This is a genomic window from Paenibacillus anseongensis (genome assembly GCF_009757995.1).
Lineage (GTDB): Bacteria > Bacillota > Bacilli > Paenibacillales > NBRC-103111 > Paenibacillus_E > Paenibacillus_E chondroitinus.
Genome location: NZ_WSEM01000016.1, coordinates 1168115 through 1191568, shown reverse-complemented (window position 1 = coordinate 1191568; position 23454 = coordinate 1168115). Strand labels below are relative to the sequence as shown.

The window sequence follows — 23454 nt, the reverse complement described above, 5'->3', positions numbered from 1 at the left end:
AAGTCAAGGAGGAACGAAGTGAAAAAAATAATTAGTATTTTAATTGCGTGTATGATTATTACATTAGTAGGGTGTGATGTAGATTCAAATGGACATGAAGATGAAGCAAAAACCCCCTCAGGTTCAAGCGTAAGCACAAAAGCAGAAAATAATGCACCTGCTACAGGGGTCATCGAAGCAAGCGGAGTCTCTATTGTTAGAAATGTAAGTGGATTCGATACTAAGTCCAACAAAACGATTACTTTGAGTGGAGTTGATTTCTCCTTTCCATCTTATTACGATGTGCTAGACAAAGATTCAACGGAAAATTTGATGCACTATTATCCTGAAGAAAAAGATTATTATGCGTCTATATTATTTCAGAGCAAAGATATTTCAGTGACACAAGAAGAGTTTAATAAAAGTATACCTTCTATTGTTGAGAGTACCTTGAAACTAGGGAAAATCGACAAATCAGATGTACAAATATCAGAGAAAACAACTATTGCGGGTTTACCAGGTTGGACAATTAAATATACCAGACCTCACACAGATGGTGGTGGGGTGACTTCTACTATTAGTTATTCATTTGCCTATAACATAGATGCTGGGAAAGTAGTCATGATTTCCTGCACATACGACAGCAAAGACAAATCACAATATGATTATTTAGGCGATTGCCAAAAAGTAGTGAAAACCGCAAAGTTGATTGAAAGTGCCCAACCAAGTAACAATCTATTCGCAGGATTCAAACGTATTGATGTGAATGCTTGTGATCTATCGGGGAATCGTGAACCTAATGTCGTTGTGGATGTTGGTTATGGGGATCGTAAATATTGGGCATTTACAAACGAATATGGGCAGTTAGTGCGAGTCATTGCTGACAAAATCAGTCTACAAGATGCCAGTAAAGAGTCTGTCTCATCTTCTGGTAGATATTGTTCTGATGAGGCGAAGGTTCCAGGTGTCGAAAGTGCTAATCTAGATGAGGGGCATGTCATTGCTGATTCTCTCGGAGGGGTATCGAATGCATATAATATTACCCCGCAAGATAGCACTCTCAACCGGCATGGTAATCAAGCGTATATGGAAGATACGATACGCAAAGCAGGCGGAGCAACTAATTTCGAAGCGATTATTACCTATCCGAACAACAAAACGCAAATTCCTTCAAGTTATCAGTACACTTATACGATAAAAGGTAACGTGATTGTCGATAAATTTGATAACGTGAACCCTGACGAGGTTAACGCATCGCTTGGTTTGACAGGCGATAATACTTCTAAACCTAATAGTACAAACATAAATGGGGACCTTGCAAAAGTTGATACAAATGGAAATGGAAAAGTGACGATTAAAGAAGCAAAAGCGGCGGGCTTCAAGATGCCCATAACGAGGGATCATTGGTTATACCCTTATATGGATGATGCTGATAACGATGGTATGGTAGGTGAGTAAGACTAAAATATATGAACGAAAGAACAGAACGTTTTCCTCGTTGGACGATTTTTTACAATTTGTAAATGGGTGTCTGTACAGGAAATAACTAAATAAATTAATAGTCATATCATCTATATAATTTATATGGTGAAAAAATATAATTATTTTACTAACGGAGACGATAGTTCAATATAATTCTGGAGAGCCGCTCAAGATAACAGTTGGCTCTCTTTTCCAGAGGGTTGGCTCAAAAATGTCGGAGACGTGGCTCTCACTCACCGGAATGATGGCTCAATATGCTCCGGAGTATTCATTTGAGCGAATCGTTCTGAAGCTGACTGCAAAATGGTACTATCCATGGGAAAAGGACAAATATAAAATTCGGTAGCCCTTTTCAAGGCTACCGAATTTTTTTGATTTTTTGAGAGCGATATTCCCCTAGAATTTCAAACGAATTATTTTTTTATAACCAAATTCCTTATTTTTTCACCCTAGATTGTCGTTTGACCTAATTGCCATGAGGAAGTAGCATTACAGTATGCTCGAGCAAATCAAACAACTAGGTGATTGCGATGAAAAAGAAGCAGTGGTATGTAGTTCATGCTTATAATGCAGAAGAATTTATGATCTTAATAACCGACGATAACAAAGCAGATGTTTATGCAGGGTGTTTTTCAACGACTTATGATATGTATACGTACCCGACATTATTAAAAGCCCAGGTCGCAGCCATAAAACTGAAAAACCTAATTACTTAAAATGAATTATGATAAATAAATTGGCAGTTTTGAACTCGAGTTCAAAACTGCCAATTTGTTTGAAAAACTTGTAATTCTGCATTACGTTTGATTATCCCGGTCCCGTTGATATCTTTATTACATGTTATTGAAATGAACTCCCTTGAAGCTTTGTTGATTTCACTTCAAGACATGAATGATACTTAGGAGCGGGGCGAGCCTGTTAATTAGCGTTTAATAATAAAGGCGTCGATTAAGTCTTCATTGGTTAAAAGTGCATTTTGTCCTTGAAGGAGTTTGATACTTGTTTTGACTTTAGGATATTATGATCTTATGAATTGGGGGAGCAGAGGGGGCTGGACTGTTATGCTTACAATTGAAGAATATATTTCGCGGAGAAAAAAAGAGGACCGGTTAAATGAATTCAATCCGGATGAACGTAATCAAAACATGAAAAATTGTGTCGATTATGTATTCGAATATTTCAATCAATATTTGGACTTTAGTAAAATGGACGAAAAAACTGCACTTAATGAAGAGCGTCTTGAAAAATATAGAAAGGCAATAGATCGATATGATATTAATATTCAGGAATGGTTGATGAGTATTTACGATCAATACGATAAACAACTTAATCGTTCTATTGTCAATTTGCTAAAAACAGATGAGCTTTTTCTTATTTATGATTCAGATAGCGAATTTAGGAGATCTTCATATGAATGCTATTCAAAGCTTGTAAAGAAACATCCCTACTTAAAAAATCAGACTGAATTTTTGTTCTTGTTTATAAAAGACTATCATGAGCTAGTCAGTCAGCCTAGTGGGAGAATTAATCAAATTTATATTTCTGACGAAATAAGTGAGTGGATTGAAAAGACTTGGCTTAAGCACCAAGTAAATATATTAGCGTTTACATCGGACTGGGCTCATCGATTTTATACAAATGAGGATTATTGGTCCCCTAAACATAAAATTAAAACCAATAATAGTTGGCGAAAGTATGAATACGATTATAAACAAAAGAACAATTTGTTCAATCTTAATTCTCTTTTCACGAGGATTTCCGAGAAACCATTTTTAAGAGGAAAAAAGCAATTTCTTGAAATTCTGATGATGTATTATTGGTTACATGATGTATTTGGAGATGAAGATAATTATTGGCATGAGTATCTGAGTAAATGTAACATTGAAGTAAATAGTCGAAATTTATCTGGTTGATCTACTTTTGAGATCATAGTGAGTTCGAAACGCGTATTACATACCAGAAATGTGGTATGCGGATTGATCAAAGGTCATGATGTTAACCTTATTTTGTAATGTGGATGCCACTGCTTTTAACCGAAACGCAGCTCTTGCCTTTCTTTAGTCTTAGCCCAAATGGAGTATTAGAGTATAAAACTGATACACGGAGGATTGAAGTTAATGGAATATATACTTTATAATACTGATATTTTTGATCCAACGCTTGCCGAAAAATTTGATGCTGTTATTTTAAGTGAATTACACCAATTTGCAGATAAAAAGGTATATAAATTTATTGCGAGTTTTCATGTTGAAAATTTAAGTAACGTATCTGGATTCGAAAGTTTTAAATTGCCGCCTTCAAATAAAGTGAAAACTCGAAATAAAAGTGATGGTAAAGACAAGATGTATGAAGTATTAGGTTTTCAATTAAAACAACTTGAAGGTGTGTTATTGAAAAATAACATTGAATTTATTTCAACGACTATTCAAGGGGATCGGTTAGAGTCCTCACAAATTATAAAAATTGAAATCGAATCAGATATGCCTAAATCTACTGCTAGCAACAATGGTAGGAAACAACAATTCGGTAGGGTTAGTACAGTTATGCCAAGTAAGATTTATACAGAAAATCTAGTATCAAAACTGGCTTCCGAACGTTTAACCGAATTATATAATAAATTTTTTAGCATCATTAGAAACAAAAAAATGATGTCGGAAATTCTTGAGATTGACGAAACTGATGATGATAACAAATTATTTCAAGCATTTGTTAAGAAGTATGGTCGTTTATGGCTTACTACCTGTGAAAATGAAAAAGAATTACTAGATAATCTTAAGAATAAATCGATTGAGATTGTAAACAAATATCTTGCTGATTAATTTTGATGCAAAGCAAACATGATAAATTAAATGCGGACCGCTGCTACGGGTCCCTTTATTTCATTGCGTTTTTCTAGGTACACCTATCTAATAAATGAGATTTAACTATAATTAACCTTCATAGAGATATAGGTACACTTAGATGGTGTGCCTTTTCTCTATGCAAGTAAAGTGGTGTTTTGTTATTATTTTACATGAGTTAGTAACACTGCGTTAAATTCAAATTATGGAGTGACATATATGGATGAAACTAACAATTTTAATTTAGTTGTGTACGGAATCGATGCGGGCGCCGATTACGGTTGGATACGGCTAGAGTGTCACCCTGGGGATATAGATAACTACATGCCGGAACTTAAATGCTATAGTTCGAATTGCTTCGACCCGGTTAGTAAGAATAGTAATTGTGTTTGCAGGCGCCATTCAACTTTTTTGCGTGATCAAGTTAGTGATGTTGTTTGTTCTAATAAGCCATTTATCGCAGGCAGGAGGCATAGAGAGTATAAATATATAGGGAAAAAAAGGACCTTAATTCATGAAATTGATGATACAACTGATCTTGCAGATTTAATTGCCCAAGACTTGAGGGATAATAAAAGAGTAGCAATTGGCATGGAAGCGCCGATGTGGTTTCCGACTCAGCGGCAAATACGATTTAACGATGAAGGATCGCAAAATGCCCACTGGTGGAATCCAGCAGCTTCAGCAGCTACTATTTCAGCTATTGGGATTGGTGTGAATTTATTTAGCATCCTTCGGAATTTCTTATTAGAGCATAAGATTGAACCTACTACAAATTTAGATGATTGGTTTTCTTCAAATAAATTCGAAATCTTTCTTTTTGAAGGTTTCATTAATGGTCCAAAATATAAACTTGAGTCTAAGCAATGGATGAATAAATTCAATAAAAGTATCCACGATCAGAAGCCGCCTGATGAACACATTTGGGATGCTTTCTTGGTAGCAACTGCATTTTGGGAATTCTTTATGCAAAGACAGCAATTGAATTCAAGTAATACACAAAAAAATACACAAAAAGTAATTGTACATTCGATCAGTTATAACGATGCTGTGTTTTCTCATTGGCATAATATTTTGACAAAAAATAATATATTGCTTAACCCTGTTGTTCATTCAGATTGTCTGGTATTGTCTCTTACTAAATAGAACTGCTTGACGCTGCATAATAATGCTAGACGACTAATGAGTCCAATGAGAATCTAGTGCACGCGGATACAACATTGATTTACAATTCAATCGTGCCTTAAAAAGAGCAAGATTCGGCAACAAGACGACTTGTTGTACCAAGTCGTCTGCATCATTTTTTCTTTGCTTCCGCATTCAACATCGATAACAATATGTTGATGAATTGGCTTGTACTTATTTTTGTCTTCTTACTAATTATCCTCAACAAGTAACAGTTTTTTCAGCCTACGCGATTTCATCTTTCTTAAAATACTTCGATTGATGACTAATTCATCTGGATATTCCTCTCCAATCTGTTCTAACATTGTTATGTGATGTTCTAAGTTCCGAACTATACGTTCCAGTCTTTGTAGTTCCATTTAAAACTTTCCCTCCTAGGTTGTTTAAACATGATTGAAATGGTTCGGCTCAGCCGATGAATTCATTGTTTGTGCAAAATTCAAACCAAGCCGAACAAGTGACTCATTTTCTTGTGCACGTTTTATACAATTTGAAATCGCTCGTTTTTTTGAAATTACCCATTTGAATGAATCAATGAATTCTCCCAAATTACGATTTGACTTTACTAGATTAATAAACCACAAGCACAACACGATATTTCCTTTTGTATAGCCTTTTTCTGGATCGAGCCTTTCAACTGACATATGAAAAAAAGATTTGGGACCTGTCATTTTCCAATCCATTTCTACGTCAGTATAAAAGCATTTTTCTTCTTGAGCGAAGTACAGTTCTTCCAAGTAAGCTGACAGTTCAACAACTGGTAGGCACTCAAAAGCTCCACCACATTTGTTATATCTACTTCTTGCAGAAACTGCCAGTGCGTAAAATTTGTTTTTCTTTATTTTCTCTGCAGTCACTTTTGTTGTACAAACTTTGCATCTCGAATTAAATCCATAAACGCCGCCGCTGCCTGTACTACTCGAATAAAAGTTTTTTTTGTTAAGCGGCTTGTAAGATTTACACATTGAACAGCGTTTTTCAATTTTACTACCGATAATCCGATAAGGGCTATTTGCCCTTTTTTTATGTAATATTTCCACAAAATTAACCCCTTTGTTATTATTGGACTGAACTCATTGAGTGAAGGAAGGACTATGTAAACAGCTTTTTCAACCTTTCAGCTTTATACTTCTTAAGGTACCTTGAAGCAAATGGAACAATTGAATGATGGTCACCGACTGGCTCGTGACTTATAACAAATAGTTCCAGATTTCGAATTACAAGTTCAAGCTCTTTACACGTACTCGTAATTCTTTTTTGTCTTGTCATTAGCAAACTAATCAGAAGGATTGATTCATTTTTCACTTTAGCAACTCCTTTTGTTGTTTTGTACTGTTAAAATGCTGCTCGCTAGCAGCATTTCCAAAATTTGATAAAAATAAACATTTAAAACTTGAAAAAACCTTTTTCACTATTATGATAATGAAAAAGGTTTTTTCAAGTTTTATGGTTTAGATTTCAAACTTTTTACTATTTTTATGGCGATAAAAAAGAATTTTCGATTTTTTTGCGAATTTGTATAAGAGTTTTCAATTTACCTGCAAATAGTGTTTCAATATTTACGGCGACGACCTTGATTTGGCGCGGGTTTTAGCGCATTATTTTTTCAAACTTTTTGGTGGCTTACAGCCCTTCTACATACTGCTGACTGGGGCATCTCCTTCCATTGTAAGAGCGGGGTTAATGGCTATGGTGGCGCTGTACGCGGCAAGAAAAGGAGTAACGAAGGATGTGCTTCACAGCATGGCGATCGTGGCTTGGGTCATGCTAGTGTGGAATCCGTATTTCTTGCTGGATGTCAGCTTTCAGCTTTCTTTTCTGGTTACTCTTGGACTCATTATTGGGGTACAGCGTGTAAATGATTTGCTGGAAGGGTGGTTAACTTCCTCCATCTTAAGAAACACGGCGTCAATAACCCTTGTTTCGCAATTCGTTTCCTTTCCTGTTTCGATCTATTATTTCAATCAATTTTCCTTGCTTTCCTGGCTGGCGAATGCCGTTCTGGTGCCTGTTATCAGTTTAGTTGTCTTTCCTGCTGGTATTGTGGCGGTCGTTGCGGGACTATTGTATTTGCCGGCTGGCCAAGGAATAGGGTGGCTCATTTCGTGGTTGAATGATGCGATTTTTTGGGTGACAGACAACCTGCAGCAGCTATACCTATTCAAACAGATTTGGCCCACCCCAAGCTTGCCGTGGATTGCTTTTTATTATCTGCTGTTGATTGGGATTTATGGGTTATGGAGACGCTGGATGCTCGGCAAAATGGATGAGCCCCCGATTAGGTTAGAGAGTTTACAAGACAGAGGAGGAGCGAAGCACGCGATGATAGGATTATGGCTTGCCGTAGGAGGGTTCCTTGTCCTATTGTGGATGGGCTATTCCCCTGACAGACTGGAGAGGACCGGACTTGTTCAATTTATAGATGTGGGTCAAGGGGATGCCATCTTCATTCGAACACCGTATGGGCGCAATCTTCTGATAGATGGCGGAGGCACAATTTCGTTCAGAAAGGCTGGCGAAGGTTGGAAAGCGCGAAAAGATCCTTATGAAGTAGGGAGAAAACTGCTGGTTCCTTTGCTTAAAAAACGTGGTGTTCATCAATTGGATATGCTGGTACTGTCTCACGAAGATGCCGATCACAGCGGAGGGTTGCAGGCTGTTATGGAACAAATTCCTGTTAAGCAATTTATGTTCAATGGTACCTACAATCCGAATAAAGGCATAGAGAAACTATTCCAAACTGCTCTAGATCGCAAAATCCCGATGTTTGCCGGGGAGCAGGGTGGATGGATTCAGATCGATCCTGTGACCCGACTGCGGGTTCTGTATCCTTTTTCAGAAACAGTGGATCATGCAGAGGTTGTGAAGGAACAAAACGAATATTCTGTTGTGCTTCTGCTTGAAATGATGGGAACGAAGTGGCTTTTTACAGGAGACATGGGAAAAGATTCGGAGCTGGCACTTCTGGGTCGTCTGAAAGAAAACAAAGAGGAGCCGGGCCGACTCGATGTTCTGAAAATAGCGCACCACGGCAGCAAATACTCTACTTCGCAGGAGTGGCTGGATTATTGGCAGCCTCGAACGGTTGTGATTTCAGTAGGAGCTGGAAATCTATATGGCCATCCTGCGCCCGATGTCATGGAGCGGTTAAGAAATATCAGTTCACACGTATTTCGAACAGATCAGATGGGAGAGGTTCAGTTGGAAGTGCGCAAAGATGGGCTATTTTCGCGTACGAAAATCGTCTTACCCTAATGTTTCAAGACTTTGCCTCCGGCGGCTTCGATTGCTGCTGAACCGTTTCGTTTTGCTGCTTCCATGGCGGGTCTCCGTTTTTGTGAAGGAGTTGATTAATCACATAAGTACCGAGTGGTACAACAAACGAAAGGATGGTACAGATCAAGACCAAGCCGGAAGGCATTAAGCCTAAAAAGGTTGACCACATGGCTCATTGCTCCTTCGTTGATTCGAAAATATTGCCAATACGGCGGATAATCACTTTGGTCTGCACGTCGACTTCTGCTTGGGAAAACAAATTTTCTCCGTTATCCCAATTTTCCGCAATTGGCTTCCACATTTTATAATGATCCTGGAATAGGTAGGGACCGAGGCCCAACGCGTCTTTTTTGTAGGAATGCTGCAATTTTTTGATCGTCTTATTGGCTGTGGAGGTGAGTTTATCTTCCAAGCTTTGCTCAAGCGCTTCTACGGTTTTCCCTTCAGAAGGATCGATGTTGGTGATGGATTTGTCCAAAGTGCCTTCGGCTATGATTTTAATCGTAAATTTCATATGTCCCGGACTTGTTTGTTGAACGTAAAACTTCCTGTTTGCGCGCTCAACTTTAAAAGCTACGACTTGTTCATCGATGTTGGATTCAATGATTCCGCCTTTCACTCGCTTCGTAATAAAGTTTAATCCTTGCGTTTCTTCTCCTGTAAGGAAGCCGAGCAACTGTTTGGTTGTTCCATCAAATAAGGCGCTCCCATTTAGAGTTACACCACCGTCTTCTTTTTTGATTGTTTGGAGAACAAAGCTTTCATTTTTAATTAAAAATTCGTGCACATCGCCAATTCTCGATTCAGGCAGCATGAAATTCGTTTTTTGATTGTTTTTGGCGATGGAGGAGATATAATCAATTGGCGTTGATTCATTGTTTGGGTAAATGCCGAGGATATCCGAGGCTTTCCCATCCGCGACTAAAATTTGAACACCGCGCCGCATTTCGCTATTCCGCAAGAAAAAATCAAGCACATTGGGAAGATTCTCTTTATTTTTCGCGACATCGCTGGAAATGATGATGATTCTTAAGTGTTCAAAATAAGGAGATCGGCTTGTTCTTCCTGCTATTCTGGCAGCTACTGCCGGCATCGAGTTTTCTGTTGTCGAGATATTGAAATAAGCCTGTCCGGCATGAGGATTCATGCTGTTGCCTTGTCCGGTAGTACTCCCGCTGCTTTGTTTTAGGCCGCCAGGCACTATCATTTGGTAGGTACCTTTGTATTGATTTTTTCCGTTATCTCCCTCCGGTTTGTCAATGGCGACTCCAACAACGAAGCCGCGTTGATTAATTTCCACACGGTCCCAGCATCCTGTCAGCAGCAACAACGTGCAGCCGAGATACAGCGTGCAGAGAACTTTTCTAGGAAGCATCACTCTTCACTCCTCGAAGCTTGGCAACCGTATGAATGAGTATTGGAAACAGAATGCTCACCACGAGTCCTTCGTAACTGATGAAGGTGCTCATTTTACTAAAATCAGAAAGATTTTTCGGATACATACACAACAAATAGATGATCGGACTGAGAATAAATACCCATGTTTTGTGCTTGGGTTTGGGAAACAAAGACCGAAGTCCATAAATCGTACAATCATAGGCCATTACAGTTGTCGTAAAGACAGCCATGATCCAAATCGTAAAAAATATGGATTCAAACCGTTCAAAGAATTCGCCAGGGATCTGCATTTCCTTAGCAAGCTCAACAGCAGGATAAGTGATTTCCGGCAGTGCGAGCTGTGAAAAAACACCTACACAAACAAGATAGATGGCCGTATATAACACGAGAGGGATAAGTACACCGATGGCTACAGCTTTTGGGGCATCTTTCGGTCGGTTCATCATTGTAATATAGAACAGGACGACTTCAAAACCCAAAAGTGAAAAAGCGGTCGTTTTCGTTGCAGCGGCTAACGATTTCCAATTCGTGGTGAAAAAAGGTTTTAGTTCTTTCAGATCGACCATACCAAGGCTAAAAAGAAGAACGAGCACCGCGACTAAGAGTACGATCGGGATAAATAAGATATTTAAACGAATGAGACCTACGCGGCTGCCGCTAACGGCATACACGTTTACCATTAAGAAAGCAAAGGCAATGACCTCTACAGGCGTTGTTTCAAATAAGTATTGTTTGGCAATATTGGCGATAGCCCTAACTTCATAAGCGCAAAAGGAAAGAAAATAAAGCGATAGCAATAAAACGGCAGCGAAAGCAAGGGGTTTTGTGATCGCAGCAGAAGCATAGACATAGTAGCCTTGGCTGCTGAAATGTATCGCTATTTTGGCGAGTATCCAAGCGACTCCGATGGCAAGTATGCCTGCTACGAGCATAGATATCCAACCATCCGAGCCATTGACTGATTTTGCTAACTCACGCGGGAGCATCAAAATGCCAACCCCGATAATCATCGAAGTCACGGTAATGGAAATATCCAATGAACTGATCTCTTTATCCCCGTATTCAAAAGACTTCATTTTTTATTTCTCCTTGGTTTTCATTCTGTCATCATTGTTGGTTTGAAGCATTTGCGGACGCTTCTTCATGAAGTGGAGAGGGGCACGCAGAACGAGATCCTTCCAGTCGCGAATGAACATAGGCGCAAAAGGTGTAGAGTACGGGATTCCAAAGCTTTTCAGATTAACGATATGGATGTTGATCATGATATAAGCCAGAATGATTCCGTAGAGTCCAAGGAATGCTGCGAACAGCATAATGCCGAACCGCATGACACGTAAGGAAATGGCAAATGAGTAGGAGGGCAGGGAGAAGGAGGCAATGGCCGTGACGGCAACGACGATAACCATAACAGGACTTACCATCCCGGCAGCTACCGCGGATTCTCCAATAACTAAACCTCCTACGATCCCAATCGTTTGTCCAATGGGTTTGGGAAGACGCAGCCCTGCCTCTCGAAGCAGCTCCAATGTGAATTCCATGACGAAGGCTTCAATAACGGCTGGAAACGGTACACCTTCCCGTGCCCCAGCGATAGAAAAGGCAAGTTTGGACGGAATCATCCCGTGATGAAACTCAAGTAATGCAATATAGAGCGCAGGCAGGAAAGTGGCAATAAAGGCTGAAATCAGCCGCAGAATCCGAGTCAGCGTGGAGATCAGCCAGTTTTGATAATAATCCTCAGGTGATTGTAGGCTCGAGGAAAACGTAATCGGCAAAATGAGCGCAAATGGATCACCGTCAACTAAAATAGCGACCCGTCCTTGGAGGAGAGCGCCGGAAACTTTATCAGGCCGTTCTGTATTCAAAATGACAGGGAAGGGGCTCAGAAAGCTATCTGTGATCCATTGCTCCAAATAACCGGAACCCTCGATATCATCCATATCAATACTATTGATGCGCCGCACAACTTCCTTTACTAGATCCGGATGGACGATATCGGCGATATACGTGACAATTACTTTTCTTCTGGCTCTTCGGCCGATTTGATAAGTGTCAAAAACAAGATTGGTTTCCTTTATGCGCCTTCTAAGCAAAGCGGTATTTGTTCGTAAATCTTCGGTGAAACCGATCCGCGGTCCGCGAATGATGGATTCCGTCTGGGGTTCTTCGACAGCCCGGGATTTCCAGCCGCTGCTCGTAACAATAATGTATTGAGATAGATTATCCAGTAAAATCAATGTGTTTCCGGAAAGGATCTCTAAGAGTGCCTCGTCTAGAAGTTCACCGGTTTCGATTTCGAAGCTAGTTAAAACCTGCTGCGTTAAGATGTTTAAAAGCTCCAGGGCTGAGCCTACAGGTTGTAAGGCGGAATGAAGCATCGGATTAATGAGCTGCTCGTTAACGAGCGTTGTATCTACAAGGCCATCAATGCAGACGATTGCGCAAGGGTACTCTTCCTGGCCAACCGTAAACTGTCTGATAATGAGGTCGCTGGGCTGATGAAGCAGCGTTCTAATGGTATTCAAGTTATCTAACAGAGTCGGCAGCATGACTTTGGTCTGGTCTGATGATGAAGGTTTTGCTTGAGATTTTGTAATGCTGCTGTGAGACATGCGTCTTCTTCCGAATAATTGTTTGAACACGGCAAGCCCTCCGCTTATAAGTAGCTTCTCAGTAATATTTACCACTTTAGTAAGAAATAAACGGTTTTTTTGTAAGGTACTACGCAAACATAGTACTTTCCGAACGATGGAAAAGGTTTAGAATGAAGAGTAATTTGACCGAAATCAGAAAGGGGAATGAACAATTTCATCCAAATGGATTAAACTAACACGCTTCTCTCACGTCTAAGATGTGTATTTATTCACGAAAGTTTGTTATTCTGGAAGTTGCAAACAGCCTTTATATTTTTTATTCTAAAAATATTGCAACATTATGAGACGTTGCTGCGTCTGTAAGATTGCAAGAGGGAGGGATCCCAGTGGTAGCACCCGAACTGGTTAAAAGAGCTCAGGCCGGTGATCGTGATGCACTCATTACCCTATTGCGAGAAATTGAGTCTCACGTCTATCGAACCGCTTATTATATTTTGAATAATGAACAAGATGCCCTTGATGCTTCACAGGAGGCGCTCCTTCGGATTTATACCAAAATTAACTCATACGAAGAAAAAGCGTTGTTTAAGACGTGGGTGCAGCGGATTGTAACGAACATCTGCATCGATAAATTTCGCAAGGCGAAACCTACGGTTTCTATTGATGAGCATGATATGACGTTTACTGCAGAGCAAAATGTTGAATATGAAATTATGTCTGGCTATTTAGCCAAAGATATTCGAGAAGCAATCGATAAGCTTCCCGAGCACCATCGGTCTGTTGTTGTTCTTCGTTATTTGCAGGACTTTTCGTATCATGAAATTGCCGAATCGTTGAATTTACCGCTAAATACGGTGAAGTCTTACTTATTTCGAGCTAGACAGCAGTTACAATTGTTGCTCCAAGATTATCAGAAAGGAGGTGTTCGGGGATGAATTGTCAAGAGGTGATGGAACTTATGCAAAGGCAGCTGGATGGAGATCTGAACTCGCAAGAGGAAGATGAGCTCCATGCTCATTTAGCCTATTGTCTAGACTGTGTACAAGTGTTTGAACGTTTACAAAGATTGTCGGGTGAACTCGCCCAATTACCGAAGGTTGTCCCTCCATACAGCTTGGTCGATGCCATTCTGCCGCAGCTAGCTGAGATTGATAAAGGAGCCGCGGAGTCCATTACCGACAAGGCAGCTGTCTTCAACGCAGAAGTTAGCCATATCGAGCAAGGACAGCGCAAGAAACTCCCTTGGACACGCCGATTAGGATCGCAGTTCTCTTGGAAATTTGCAAGTGGCGTCGTTGCCGCGGGTCTCATTATTGGATTCTTTGCTTTTAACATGAACCATCCTGTGATGGATAATGCCGATGGTTTACTGCCGATGGCAGCATCCAAGCAAGAGGTTGGCCAGAAGGAAGCGGCTTCCCCAGAGCTGAAGTTGAATCGAGAAGCTCAGGATCAGATGAAAGTTTCCGGTAATTCTGGCGCTGCCGAGTCACCTGCGCCAAGTGATGCTGTTTCTGGTTCTACACCGGCAGCGGGGACGGAGTCCCAGTCTACAGGGTCTACGGGGTCCAATGTGGTGGAACCGCAGGCTACAACGAATGCACCACTGGAAAAGCCGGGTGCGATAAGTCCGTCAACATCGGTGGACTCCAAAGATTCAACGCCTACGGTCCCTTCAACTTCGGAGCCTGCACGTATGAAAGATCCAGATACAACTGGCGGAAATGAGCAGAAATCTGCGGATCAGAATCAAGTGAATCCGAATCCGGCACCACCTGTAGCTTCCAATAAAGCTGACAATGATCAAAAAGCAGTAACCATACAGCCTTCACCAACTCCTTCTCCTAGCCCATCTGCAAAAAAAGGGATTGAGAGAGATACGGGGGCAGGCATGTTTGCGATGACTGTACCGGTCACGGATAATTTTATGAAGTCAGCGACAGGGGCGTTAACGGCGGCAGTTGAAGATCATCACGTCGTGATCCGTAATAGTGAAACTTTGGAGATTATTTTTGAGTCCAAGCAAGTATGGAAGCCGGAGGATCAGATCACATTGGTCGAGTGGTCCAAGGATGACAAATTATTTTATCAAGTGCAAAGCGGGGGCACCCTGCATACCATTCGCGTCGATGTGAAGCTCAAAACGGAAGTATCTCCGTAAAAAGCTTAAAATGAACGCACCATTAGAGGGGCTCTTGCGTATGTTATACAAAAGGGAAGCGAAAGTATGCTAGGGGGTTCGCCCACACGGTCTAAGGTTTCTAGAGCCTTTAACCGGTGTTTAAATAGACAGACAAAGGGATTACTTCAAGGTCCAAGGACTTTGACGTAATCCCTTTGTTGTTGGTAAAATGAAGGCGAGGAGTGAACGCCAGCTATGGACGCAAAGAGAGCATTGAAAGATATACAAGCAGGGCGGCAAGCACCCGTGTATTTGTGCTACGGTCCTGAGAAATATAAAATGAGAGAGTTTATTCAGGTGTTAACAGATTCACTTATTGAGCCGGAACATAAGGAATTTGCTGTGAGTAAATTCGATTTGAGCGAAATCTCGCTTTCATCCGTACTTGAAGATGCGGAGACGCTTCCATTTATGGTGCCTAAGAAGCTTGTCATCGCCAAAAACGCGCTGTTTTTTACTGGGGCCAAGGAAAGCACGAAAATTGAGCATCACTTAGACCGTTTAACCGACTATTTAAAATCGCCTGCCGAGCACACTGTCGTGGTGTTTACTGTAGACGCTGATAAATTGGACGAGCGCAAAAAAATCGTCAAAGCGCTCAAAGACATTGAGGCGGCTGTTCCCTTCCTATCCCTAAGCCCAGAGGAGCTGCAGCAATGGGTGGCTGCCAGGGCTCGTCAGCGGGGGTTCTCGTTTACCGGGGAAGCTACGGACAAACTGATTCTCTATACAGGCGGCAATTTGCAATCGTTATCCGCAGAAATCGAAAAGATCTCCTTATATGTGGGGGCTGGGAGCGAGGCAACCACAGATGTAATTGATCAGCTTGTCGCTCGAAGCACGGAGCAGAACGTTTTTATACTCATTGAAGACATTGTGAACGTGAGGCTGGATCGTGCCTTTGTTATTTTAGAAGAGCTGCTGAAGCAACGGGAAGAGCCGATCAAAATAGCTGCGCTTATCGCAAGGCAGTTTCGCATTATGCTGCAGGTCAAAGAGCTCAGCAAGCAAGGCTACTCTCAGCAGCAAATGGCTTCTCAGATCGGTCTGCACCCCTTCGCGGTGAAGGTGGCTGAAGGTCAAGCACGGAAATACAATATTGAAAAACTGAGCGCTATCATGTCCCAGCTGGCTGATCTTGATTTCCAGATGAAGACCGGGAAAATTGATAAAGTGCTAGGGTTAGAAATGTTCCTTCTTAGGCTGGCTGCCTAAGGAGGTTTTTTGTTAAACGGAAAAAAGCCCAATTCTCGGAAGAGAACTGGACTTTTGCTTTATGTCCTGTATTACGCTTGGGCCGTAAGAGCGTTCAGCTTTTTAGCCAGACGGGACTTCTTGCGGTTAGCGGCATTTTTATGGATTAAACCTTTAGAAGCTGCTTTATCTAACTTCTTGGAAGCGTTAATTAGAGCTTCTGGGCTTACAGCTGTTTCGAAAGCTTTCACAGCAGTACGCAGAGCGGACTTTTGGGAAGCGTTACGAAGACGGCGCTTTTCGCTAACTTTTACTCGTTTAATAGCGGATTTAATGTTTGGCATGAAATTCACCTCCTACTTACAAAACACGGTTCAACGTTACATTTGTATGTTTGCTGACAACTTTAAGTATTCTACCATGCAACTATTGAAAATGCAAGACCTGTCAATAGGTTTTCAGTGGCTATTCCATTTGCATAACGGCCTCATATTCGTCACACACTAAGAGATGCAAAGCACCTCAGAAAGGGGAACTTCCATGGACTTAAGCTCTTTTACCACCCATACGGATCTTGCGCTGGATGCAAGGGATATGGCTCATGCAGCGAATCAAGGGCAGCCGATACCTGGTATTGAACAGGAGTCGACTCGTGAAAATGGCATACGCGTTACCAAAATTAACGTAAAAAATGAAGAAGGCTCCAAAGCCCTTGGCAAACTCCTTGGTCATTATATAACGATAGAAGTTCCTGCACTACGCGAAAAAGACAGCCAATTGCAGGACCGTGTAGCTACGAAGCTGGCCCAAGAATTCGAGCAATTTTTGCGGGACATAGGGATTCCCCAGAATGCCAAAGCGCTGATTATCGGGCTCGGCAACTCCAACGTGACGCCGGATGCGCTCGGCCCACTCGTCGTTGATAATATCATGGTGACACGCCACTACTTTGAACTGATGCCGGAGGATGTGAGTCCAGGTTATCGCCCCGTCAGTGCGGTAGCTCCCGGAGTGCTTGGGACAACGGGGATTGAAAGCAGTGATATCGTGCTCGGGATTGTTGAAAAATCCAAACCTGATTTCATCATTGCCATCGATGCGTTGGCTTCCAGATCGCTCGATCGAGTAAACACGACCATTCAAATTGCGGATACAGGCATTCATCCGGGCTCCGGTATCGGCAATAAGCGCAAAGGGTTAACAATGGAGAATCTTGGCATACCTGTAGTGGCCATTGGCGTGCCGACGGTTGTTTATGCTTCGACCATTGTCAATAACGCCTTCGACCTCATGCAAAAGCATTTTAGCGAACAGACGGCCAATACGGGACAAATACTTGGGCTGCTGGACAATATTCATGAGGAGGAGCGTCTTCAGCTCGTCAAAGAAGTGCTAAACCCTGTCGGCCACGATTTATTAGTTACTCCGAAGGAAATTGATCAGTTTATCGAGGACATCGCCAATATTATTGCCAGCGGTTTGAATGCTGCCCTGCACGATGCCGTTGGCGTTGAGAATGTCGCGGCTTATACGCACTGAACATATCGGAACTGTGTCTGCGATTTTCGTGGAACAGTTCTTTCTTTTGCCCATTGTTAGGACGATCTGGAAGGAAAAAGATGGCAGGTGTCGAAGTAACAGACAATCACCATAAAATAAGGAAGTGGTTACTGTGAGCAGCACACAGCTGGCAAAGCTATTCATTGGGTCGTCTGCTGAAAGTATTGACGTAGCAGAGGCTTTGCAGTCAAATCTCCATTTTTCCTGTGATGTCACGGTTTGGAGCCAGTTGCTATTCCCGCCTTCACATACAACGTTAGCACCGCTAATCAAGCAGGCTCAAGCAAGTGATTTCGCTATTTTTGTCTTTCAACCAAATGATTTAACACTTTTGAGAGATTCGGTTGTCAGTACCGTTCGCGATAATGTGATTCTGGAGCTTGGATTGTTCATCGGGCAGATCGGCTTAGAAAGAACTTATTTTCTCATCCCGGAAAAAGAAGACCTTCATATTGCCACTGACCTTTTGGGATTGACACCGCTTACTTATAAAGCAAATCATCCATCCGGCTTGATGGCGGGTCTGGGACCGGCCACTTACACTGTGAAACGAATGTTGAAAGAGTTAGGATTGAGAATCAAATGAAACCTAAAATGTTTATTGGTTGTTCGCCTGCAAGTCTACTTTGGGCGGAATTCTATCAATCGCAGCTAGCTTCGACGGCTGATGTCACCGTCATTAACCAAGGTGTCCTGACGGCATCCCAGCATAAATTAAAGATGCTCAAAAAGCATATTGAAGAAACAGATTTTGCTCTGCTGATTCTGAGTCGCGAGGACATGCAGCATAAGGTGACTTATGCCAATCTCTTGGTACTCATTGGTCTATGCATTGGTGAGCTAGGGCACAGCAGAACATTTATTGTGATGTCGAGCGACGGCGAACTGCCTGAATACCTCGAAGGCTATAACCCGCTGCGAGTCGATGACACGCAAATGAATCCAGAAATCGGGGAGTTGGCAGGCCCTCATCTTTATCCAATGAAAAGCAGCATTGCTGCGCATAAGAAACGGATGAAACCATCCGATTTGAAAAAGAATGATGCCATTCGCAGTTTCCTCTTTGATGCGCTGGACTCGCTGAGTGTCTCAAACGTGGATTATGACCGTGTTCTAGACAAATTCCATAAGACATTTGATACCAATTGTGGTATAATCGAGCTTCAAGAAGTGACGGCTGCAACGTTGTTTGAGCTTCTTGATGACGGAGTTACTTTACAGCAGTTTGGCCGTGCAGGACAGGTCAGCAACAATCACAGTTTTCATGTGAATGATCCTACCAGTTACCTGGCGGAATGCTACCGCGGCAAAGATACGAACATCTACCTCGGGCGAGCCAAGGATAAAGAAGACGGCGAGTTTGAATATATATATTGCGTAAAGCTGCATCCAACCATCGTTTCTTCCATACATTTCAAAACAAGAGCGGATATTCCGCAGCGCAATCACCATCAAGTTATGATGGAGTTATCGGAAAGAAACGCGAAGCTCGTGTCTTCACTCAAATCCATTGTGAAAGGAAGGATTCTCTATGCTGAAGCACATGAAGAAAGTTCGTAACCGACTAACCGCCAAACATGCCCACAAAGCTACCGATAAGACCAAACTATATAATGGCCCCACGGTTCTTAACAAACCAAGCGGGGTAACAATCGTAGCCAAAGGATCATTCGATTTCGAGTCCTTAGCTTAACTCAATATGGAACGTTCAAGAACCCCTAACGGGGTTCTTTTTTATTACTTAAGTACTCCACCCCATGAAAATTGCTGCTATGGCTTTAGCGGTTTCACCCTGGCCTGGGAGGGGAGCTACAGAGCGCTATTTCATCGAAATAGGCTCTTTTTTGCGCGGAGGGGAACTGTGGGCTGCTATTTCGTTTTCTTCAAGAAAACGGGTTTGGCGGTCAAATAAGAGCCTGTAGTTCCGCTCGAACGGGGCAACAGGCTGAACTTGCTAGAATAGCAGCCTGTAGTTCCTCAAAGGAGTACCGTAGATTAACAGAGCCCTCGTATGAGGTCCCCCCCCCCTCCGCCAAGAGTGCAAGTGATGCTGTTATCTCCTTCTATCAAAAAATTCTATCGTTTCGGGTTCTATCGACGGGGCTCGTTTCATAGATTGAATTAAGATAGTTTAGGAGGAATCAGACTATGAAATGGACTTCAGCCACTCTCAATCTCAGCCACGTTCGAAAAACCTTTCAGAGCGCCAGTTCCGTCGGAAAAACGTTCTTTATTCTAAGCGCAGCAACATTAGCCATTTTTGTTTTAGTTGGCGTAGGAGGTTATCTGCAGAATAAAGTCATAACGACCTCACCGGTTTCGTCGATGAAAAGTTTAGCCGCGTCTGTCACGAATCAGTTTTTTATCGATATGCTTGGCATGGAAGTGCCTCATCTAAATAAAGACCAGAAGAAGTTTACGTTCTCTCAGCACAATGTCTTTCATTTTGCTTTCCAGTTCCTGACGGATATTAATCCAAGTGACCCGAAAAGTTTGGTAGCCAGCGAAGTTCCAGGTATGGATGCCAACAAGTCAACCGTCCTGGTCAAAGGAAGCGAAGCGAACCCGAGCGATCCTGTGGATTACAATCCCGTCTCTACGGATCTGGAAGCTGAGGCCAAGAATCCTCCGAGCCCGACGCCCGAACCCACGCCAACGGGTACTACAATGCCAGTTGTGAGCCAAACAGGCCAGCCGCCCAAATCAGCAGGTGACAATGTAGCTTTCATCTACCAAACCCATAGCAATGAATCTTTCCTGCCTGAGCTCAAGGGAGTTACAGATCCGGACAAAGCTTACAGCGATAAAGTCAACATCATTTCCGTTGGCCAACGGCTGGCGCAGAATCTGGAAAAAGACGGAATTGGAGCTGTCCATTCACAAACCATTTATCCAAGTACGGTTAAAAATTTCGAATATCCATACTCTTATAAATATTCCTTAAAAACATTGCAGGAAGCAGCCGCCCAGCATCCGGATTTACAGTATTATTTCGATCTGCATCGGGATTCCGCGGCTCGCAATAAAACAACCGTTACGATTGACGGCAAAGATTACGCACAGGTGTATTTCATCATCGGAGGAAAGAATCCAAATTGGAAAAAAAATGAGGAGTTCGCCAATAAGATTCATCAAGTGTTGGAGGCCAAACATCCTGGGATCTCCAAAGGGATCCATGCGAAGGAAGCTAGTGAAGGCAATGGCTTATATAATCAGAACTTTTCGCCAAACAACATATTGATTGAGGTAGGCGGTCCCTACAATTCATTGGAGGAGTGCTATCGAACAACGGATTGGCTGGCCGATGCCATTTCAGAAGTGATTTTGAATGCGAAGAAAGTTGACGCTCCGGCTGCAAGTCCTAAGCAATCCTAAGCAATTTGAGGAATGAAGAAGCTTAGAGCAACATCATGAAATTTAAAGGAGGCTTTCTCATGAAGCTGAGGCACTTTTATATCAAGGTGAGCTTGTTCGGATTGCTGCTGCTGTTCTGCATTTTATTCGGTGTCAGCTTAGCGTCCAGCGGGATGGAACGAATTCAAGGTCCTCAACCTTCTGCGAAAGCCGCCGCACAAGAACCGGTGAAGCCAACTGCGAAGGGGACAGTTGCAGCTGCGAGTGCCGGTAAGGCAACTACATCTCCAGCCCCCAAAGGTGACGCAGGTACTAAAACAAATGCAGGTTCAACCGCGAAACCTGAAGCCGATAAGCAAGCGGATCCCGTAGCCGACCACGACAACTCTCTGAATCATGTGGGAAATAAACTCGGAGACCTGCTGCAAATCGCATCGCATCATGGAATTAAGCTGTTTGTGTCGATCTTTGACGCTATATTGGGCAAAGGATGAGGGTGTACATTGCTGCAACTTCCCACAACTGCTATAATGAAAATTATTTGCATGTTGTGGGGGTTATTACGTTAGCATGACTGACATTCGCGAAAGACAATCAAGAATTCGAAACTTTTCAATCATCGCTCATATCGATCACGGCAAATCAACACTTGCTGACCGCATTTTGGAATATACAGGTGCGCTGTCGACCCGTGAGATGCAGGAGCAAGTACTTGACCAAATGGATCTGGAGCGGGAACGCGGGATTACAATCAAGCTGCAAGCGGTAAGACTGAATTACCGGGCGGATGACGGCATTGATTATATCCTTAATCTGATTGATACACCAGGACACGTCGACTTTACTTATGAAGTATCCCGAAGCCTTGCGGCTTGCGAAGGCGCTTTGCTGGTCGTGGACGCTGCACAGGGAATTGAAGCTCAAACGCTGGCTAACGTGTATCTGGCGCTTGAAAATAACTTGGAAATTTTACCTGTCATTAATAAAATCGATTTGCCAAGCGCTGATCCGGATAAAGTGAAGCAGGAAGTCGAAGACGTGATCGGGCTTGATGCCAGCGATGCGGTGCTCGCTTCTGCGAAAGCAGGGATCGGCATTAAGGAAATCATCGAGCAAGTTTGCCAGAAAGTGCCGGCACCACAGGGCAATCCTGACAATCCGCTCAAAGCGTTGATTTTCGATTCTCACTATGATGCATACAAAGGTGTTATTGTTTATGTGCGTGTTGTAGACGGCTCGATCAAGGCAGGTTCCAAAATTAAGATGATGGCGACCAACAAAACGTTCGAAGTCATCGAGGTTGGCGCATTCAAGCCAAGAATGTCCTCGGTTCCATCGCTCGAAGTCGGAGATGTTGGTTTCATCGTTGCTGGTATCAAAAATGTCGGAGACACACGCGTCGGGGACACGGTAACCGAAGCGGATCGTCAAGCGCCAGAGCCGCTGCCAGGCTATCGACGGATTAACCCGATGGTTTTCTGTGGATTGTATCCAATCGAAACAACGGATTATAATGATTTGCGTGAAGCCCTGCAGAAATTGGAGCTCAATGACGCATCACTTCGTTTCGAACCTGAAACGTCGACAGCGCTCGGATTTGGCTTCCGCTGTGGTTTCTTGGGGCTGCTGCACATGGAAATCATTCAGGAACGTATTGAACGTGAGTTCAACATTCCGTTAATTACGACGGCGCCAAGCGTTATCTACCGCATCACGTTAACGAATGGCGATGTGATGGACATTGATAACCCATCGAATTATCCGGATCCACAACGTATCGATTTCGTTGAAGAGCCGTATGTCAAAGCTTCCGTCATTGTGCCAAATGATTATGTAGGAACGATCATGGAGCTATGCCAAGGCAAGCGCGGCGAATATTTGAACATGGAGTATTTGGATAGCAATCGTGTCACATTGACTTACGACATCCCTTTGTCTGAAATCGTTTATGACTTCTTCGATATGCTGAAATCCAGAACAAAAGGTTATGCGTCCTTTGATTATGAATTGTCCGGATACAAGAAATCGAATCTCGTGAAAATGGACATTTTGCTCAATTCCGAGCAGGTCGATGCGCTTTCCTTCATTGTTCATAGGGATACCGCATATCACCGCGGTAAAATCATTTGCGATAAATTGAAGGATTTGATTCCTCGCCAAATGTTCGAGGTGCCGATTCAAGCGGCAATCGGACAAAAGATCGTAGCCCGCGAAACCGTTAAAGCTATGCGGAAGAACGTCCTTGCCAAGTGTTATGGCGGTGACATTTCGCGTAAACGGAAATTGCTCGACAAGCAAAAAGAAGGTAAAAAGCGCATGAAGCAGGTCGGCAGCGTGGAAGTGCCGCAAGAGGCGTTCATGGCTGTACTCAAAATAGACGAATAGTTTGCAGTGAATAAGAAGCTGGGGT

20 protein-coding genes and 1 pseudogene are annotated in these 23454 nt (G+C 42.6%); 15 read left to right on the top strand and 6 right to left on the bottom strand.

Annotated elements, in window-relative coordinates; translation table 11 throughout:
- Positions 1-705: 705 nt before the first annotated feature.
- The 5 genes and pseudogenes from GON05_RS21815 to GON05_RS21795 all read left to right on the top strand — a co-directional run.
- Positions 706-1437: pseudogene (locus GON05_RS21815) on the top strand (DNA/RNA non-specific endonuclease); the annotation flags it as partial.
- A 554-nt stretch (positions 1438-1991) separates the two neighbouring features.
- Positions 1992-2177, top strand: a complete 186-nt coding sequence (locus GON05_RS21810) for a hypothetical protein (protein WP_157321747.1) — start codon at positions 1992-1994, stop codon at positions 2175-2177.
- A 345-nt stretch (positions 2178-2522) separates the two neighbouring features.
- Positions 2523-3374, top strand: coding sequence for a hypothetical protein (locus GON05_RS21805; RefSeq protein WP_157321745.1), 852 nt, complete (start codon positions 2523-2525; stop codon positions 3372-3374).
- Between the two features lie 204 nt (positions 3375-3578).
- On the top strand, positions 3579-4280 hold the full coding sequence (locus tag GON05_RS21800; protein ID WP_157321743.1) for a hypothetical protein: 702 nt from the start codon (positions 3579-3581) through the stop codon (positions 4278-4280).
- A 432-nt stretch (positions 4281-4712) separates the two neighbouring features.
- Positions 4713-5447 (top strand): hypothetical protein, encoded by a 735-nt coding sequence (locus tag GON05_RS21795; protein ID WP_185157233.1) that lies wholly within the window; start codon positions 4713-4715, stop codon positions 5445-5447.
- Between the two features lie 422 nt (positions 5448-5869).
- Here GON05_RS21795 and GON05_RS21790 read toward each other — a convergent pair whose 3' ends face one another.
- On the bottom strand, positions 5870-6526 hold the full coding sequence (locus GON05_RS21790; RefSeq protein ID WP_157321739.1) for a hypothetical protein: 657 nt from the start codon (positions 6524-6526) through the stop codon (positions 5870-5872).
- Between the two features lie 538 nt (positions 6527-7064).
- On the opposite strand from GON05_RS21790, the gene GON05_RS21785 reads away from it, so the two are divergent.
- Positions 7065-8741: a ComEC/Rec2 family competence protein gene (locus GON05_RS21785; protein WP_157321738.1), complete on the top strand. Its 1677-nt coding sequence runs from the start codon at positions 7065-7067 to the stop codon at positions 8739-8741.
- Between the two features lie 4 nt (positions 8742-8745).
- Here GON05_RS21785 and GON05_RS21780 read toward each other — a convergent pair whose 3' ends face one another.
- The 4 genes from GON05_RS21780 to GON05_RS21765 are packed head-to-tail and all read right to left on the bottom strand — an operon-like array spanning position 8746 to position 12802.
- Entirely contained in the window at positions 8746-8931 is a 186-nt protein-coding gene (locus tag GON05_RS21780; RefSeq protein WP_157321736.1) for a hypothetical protein, read from the bottom strand.
- Positions 8932-8934: 3 nt separating this feature from the next.
- Positions 8935-10137 carry a Ger(x)C family spore germination protein gene (locus tag GON05_RS21775; protein ID WP_157321734.1) on the bottom strand — a complete coding sequence of 401 codons (1203 nt, stop codon included), beginning with the start codon at positions 10135-10137 and terminating at the stop codon, positions 8935-8937.
- Positions 10127-11236 carry a GerAB/ArcD/ProY family transporter gene (locus GON05_RS21770; RefSeq protein WP_157321733.1) on the bottom strand — a complete coding sequence of 370 codons (1110 nt, stop codon included), beginning with the start codon at positions 11234-11236 and terminating at the stop codon, positions 10127-10129. Before GON05_RS21770 ends, GON05_RS21775 begins: the two co-directional genes overlap by 11 nt.
- A 3-nt stretch (positions 11237-11239) precedes the next feature.
- Positions 11240-12802, bottom strand: a complete 1563-nt coding sequence (locus GON05_RS21765) for a spore germination protein (RefSeq protein ID WP_309491764.1) — start codon at positions 12800-12802, stop codon at positions 11240-11242.
- A gap of 338 nt (positions 12803-13140) precedes the next feature.
- Here GON05_RS21765 and GON05_RS21760 point away from each other — a divergent pair, with 338 nt between their 5' ends.
- From GON05_RS21760 to holA, 3 genes are all read left to right on the top strand, one after another.
- Positions 13141-13689, top strand: a complete 549-nt coding sequence (locus GON05_RS21760) for an RNA polymerase sigma factor (RefSeq protein ID WP_127449845.1) — start codon at positions 13141-13143, stop codon at positions 13687-13689.
- Positions 13686-14915, top strand: a complete 1230-nt coding sequence (locus GON05_RS21755; protein WP_157321729.1) for an anti-sigma factor family protein — start codon at positions 13686-13688, stop codon at positions 14913-14915. The genes GON05_RS21760 and GON05_RS21755 overlap by 4 nt, the downstream gene beginning before the upstream one ends.
- 216 nt (positions 14916-15131) lie before the next feature.
- Positions 15132-16151: a DNA polymerase III subunit delta gene (gene holA, locus GON05_RS21750; RefSeq protein ID WP_157321727.1), complete on the top strand. Its 1020-nt coding sequence runs from the start codon at positions 15132-15134 to the stop codon at positions 16149-16151.
- Positions 16152-16222: 71 nt separating this feature from the next.
- Here holA and rpsT read toward each other — a convergent pair whose 3' ends face one another.
- Entirely contained in the window at positions 16223-16474 is a 252-nt protein-coding gene (gene rpsT / locus GON05_RS21745) for a 30S ribosomal protein S20 (RefSeq protein WP_028557986.1), read from the bottom strand.
- Positions 16475-16670: 196 nt separating this feature from the next.
- On the opposite strand from rpsT, the gene gpr reads away from it, so the two are divergent.
- From gpr to lepA, 6 genes are all read left to right on the top strand, one after another.
- A complete protein-coding gene (gene gpr / locus GON05_RS21740; protein ID WP_157321725.1) occupies positions 16671-17669 on the top strand; it encodes a GPR endopeptidase in 999 nt (332 codons plus the stop codon).
- Positions 17670-17802: 133 nt separating this feature from the next.
- Complete coding sequence (locus tag GON05_RS21735; protein ID WP_157321723.1) at positions 17803-18276, top strand: nucleotide-binding protein; 474 nt, start codon at positions 17803-17805, stop codon at positions 18274-18276.
- Complete coding sequence (locus tag GON05_RS21730; RefSeq protein ID WP_157321721.1) at positions 18273-19250, top strand: TIR domain-containing protein; 978 nt, start codon at positions 18273-18275, stop codon at positions 19248-19250. Before GON05_RS21735 ends, GON05_RS21730 begins: the two co-directional genes overlap by 4 nt.
- A 588-nt stretch (positions 19251-19838) precedes the next feature.
- On the top strand, positions 19839-21065 hold the full coding sequence (gene spoIIP / locus GON05_RS21720; RefSeq protein WP_157321717.1) for a stage II sporulation protein P: 1227 nt from the start codon (positions 19839-19841) through the stop codon (positions 21063-21065).
- 59 nt (positions 21066-21124) lie between these two features.
- Positions 21125-21538: a DUF3679 domain-containing protein gene (locus GON05_RS21715; protein WP_157321715.1), complete on the top strand. Its 414-nt coding sequence runs from the start codon at positions 21125-21127 to the stop codon at positions 21536-21538.
- Positions 21539-21614: 76 nt separating this feature from the next.
- Positions 21615-23429: a translation elongation factor 4 gene (gene lepA / locus GON05_RS21710; RefSeq protein WP_157321713.1), complete on the top strand. Its 1815-nt coding sequence runs from the start codon at positions 21615-21617 to the stop codon at positions 23427-23429.
- The last annotated feature ends 25 nt before the right edge of the window (positions 23430-23454 follow it).

Excerpts from the sequence above, each read along its gene's own strand:
- GON05_RS21805 (WP_157321745.1), top strand. The coding sequence starts at position 2,523 with ATGCTTACAATTGAAGAATATATTTCGCGGAGAAAAAAAGAGGACCGG.
- GON05_RS21730 (WP_157321721.1), top strand. The coding sequence starts at position 18,273 with ATGAAACCTAAAATGTTTATTGGTTGTTCGCCTGCAAGTCTACTTTGG.
- GON05_RS21755 (WP_157321729.1), top strand. The coding sequence starts at position 13,686 with ATGAATTGTCAAGAGGTGATGGAACTTATGCAAAGGCAGCTGGATGGA.
- lepA (WP_157321713.1), top strand. The coding sequence starts at position 21,615 with ATGACTGACATTCGCGAAAGACAATCAAGAATTCGAAACTTTTCAATC.
- GON05_RS21780 (WP_157321736.1), bottom strand. The coding sequence starts at position 8,931 with ATGTGGTCAACCTTTTTAGGCTTAATGCCTTCCGGCTTGGTCTTGATC.
- GON05_RS21810 (WP_157321747.1), top strand. The coding sequence starts at position 1,992 with ATGAAAAAGAAGCAGTGGTATGTAGTTCATGCTTATAATGCAGAAGAA.
- rpsT (WP_028557986.1), bottom strand. The coding sequence starts at position 16,474 with ATGCCAAACATTAAATCCGCTATTAAACGAGTAAAAGTTAGCGAAAAG.
- gpr (WP_157321725.1), top strand. The coding sequence starts at position 16,671 with ATGGACTTAAGCTCTTTTACCACCCATACGGATCTTGCGCTGGATGCA.
- GON05_RS21800 (WP_157321743.1), top strand. The coding sequence starts at position 3,579 with ATGGAATATATACTTTATAATACTGATATTTTTGATCCAACGCTTGCC.
- GON05_RS21775 (WP_157321734.1), bottom strand. The coding sequence starts at position 10,137 with ATGCTTCCTAGAAAAGTTCTCTGCACGCTGTATCTCGGCTGCACGTTG.
- spoIIP (WP_157321717.1), top strand. The coding sequence starts at position 19,839 with ATGAAATGGACTTCAGCCACTCTCAATCTCAGCCACGTTCGAAAAACC.
- GON05_RS21715 (WP_157321715.1), top strand. The coding sequence starts at position 21,125 with ATGAAGCTGAGGCACTTTTATATCAAGGTGAGCTTGTTCGGATTGCTG.
- holA (WP_157321727.1), top strand. The coding sequence starts at position 15,132 with ATGGACGCAAAGAGAGCATTGAAAGATATACAAGCAGGGCGGCAAGCA.
- GON05_RS21770 (WP_157321733.1), bottom strand. The coding sequence starts at position 11,236 with ATGAAGTCTTTTGAATACGGGGATAAAGAGATCAGTTCATTGGATATT.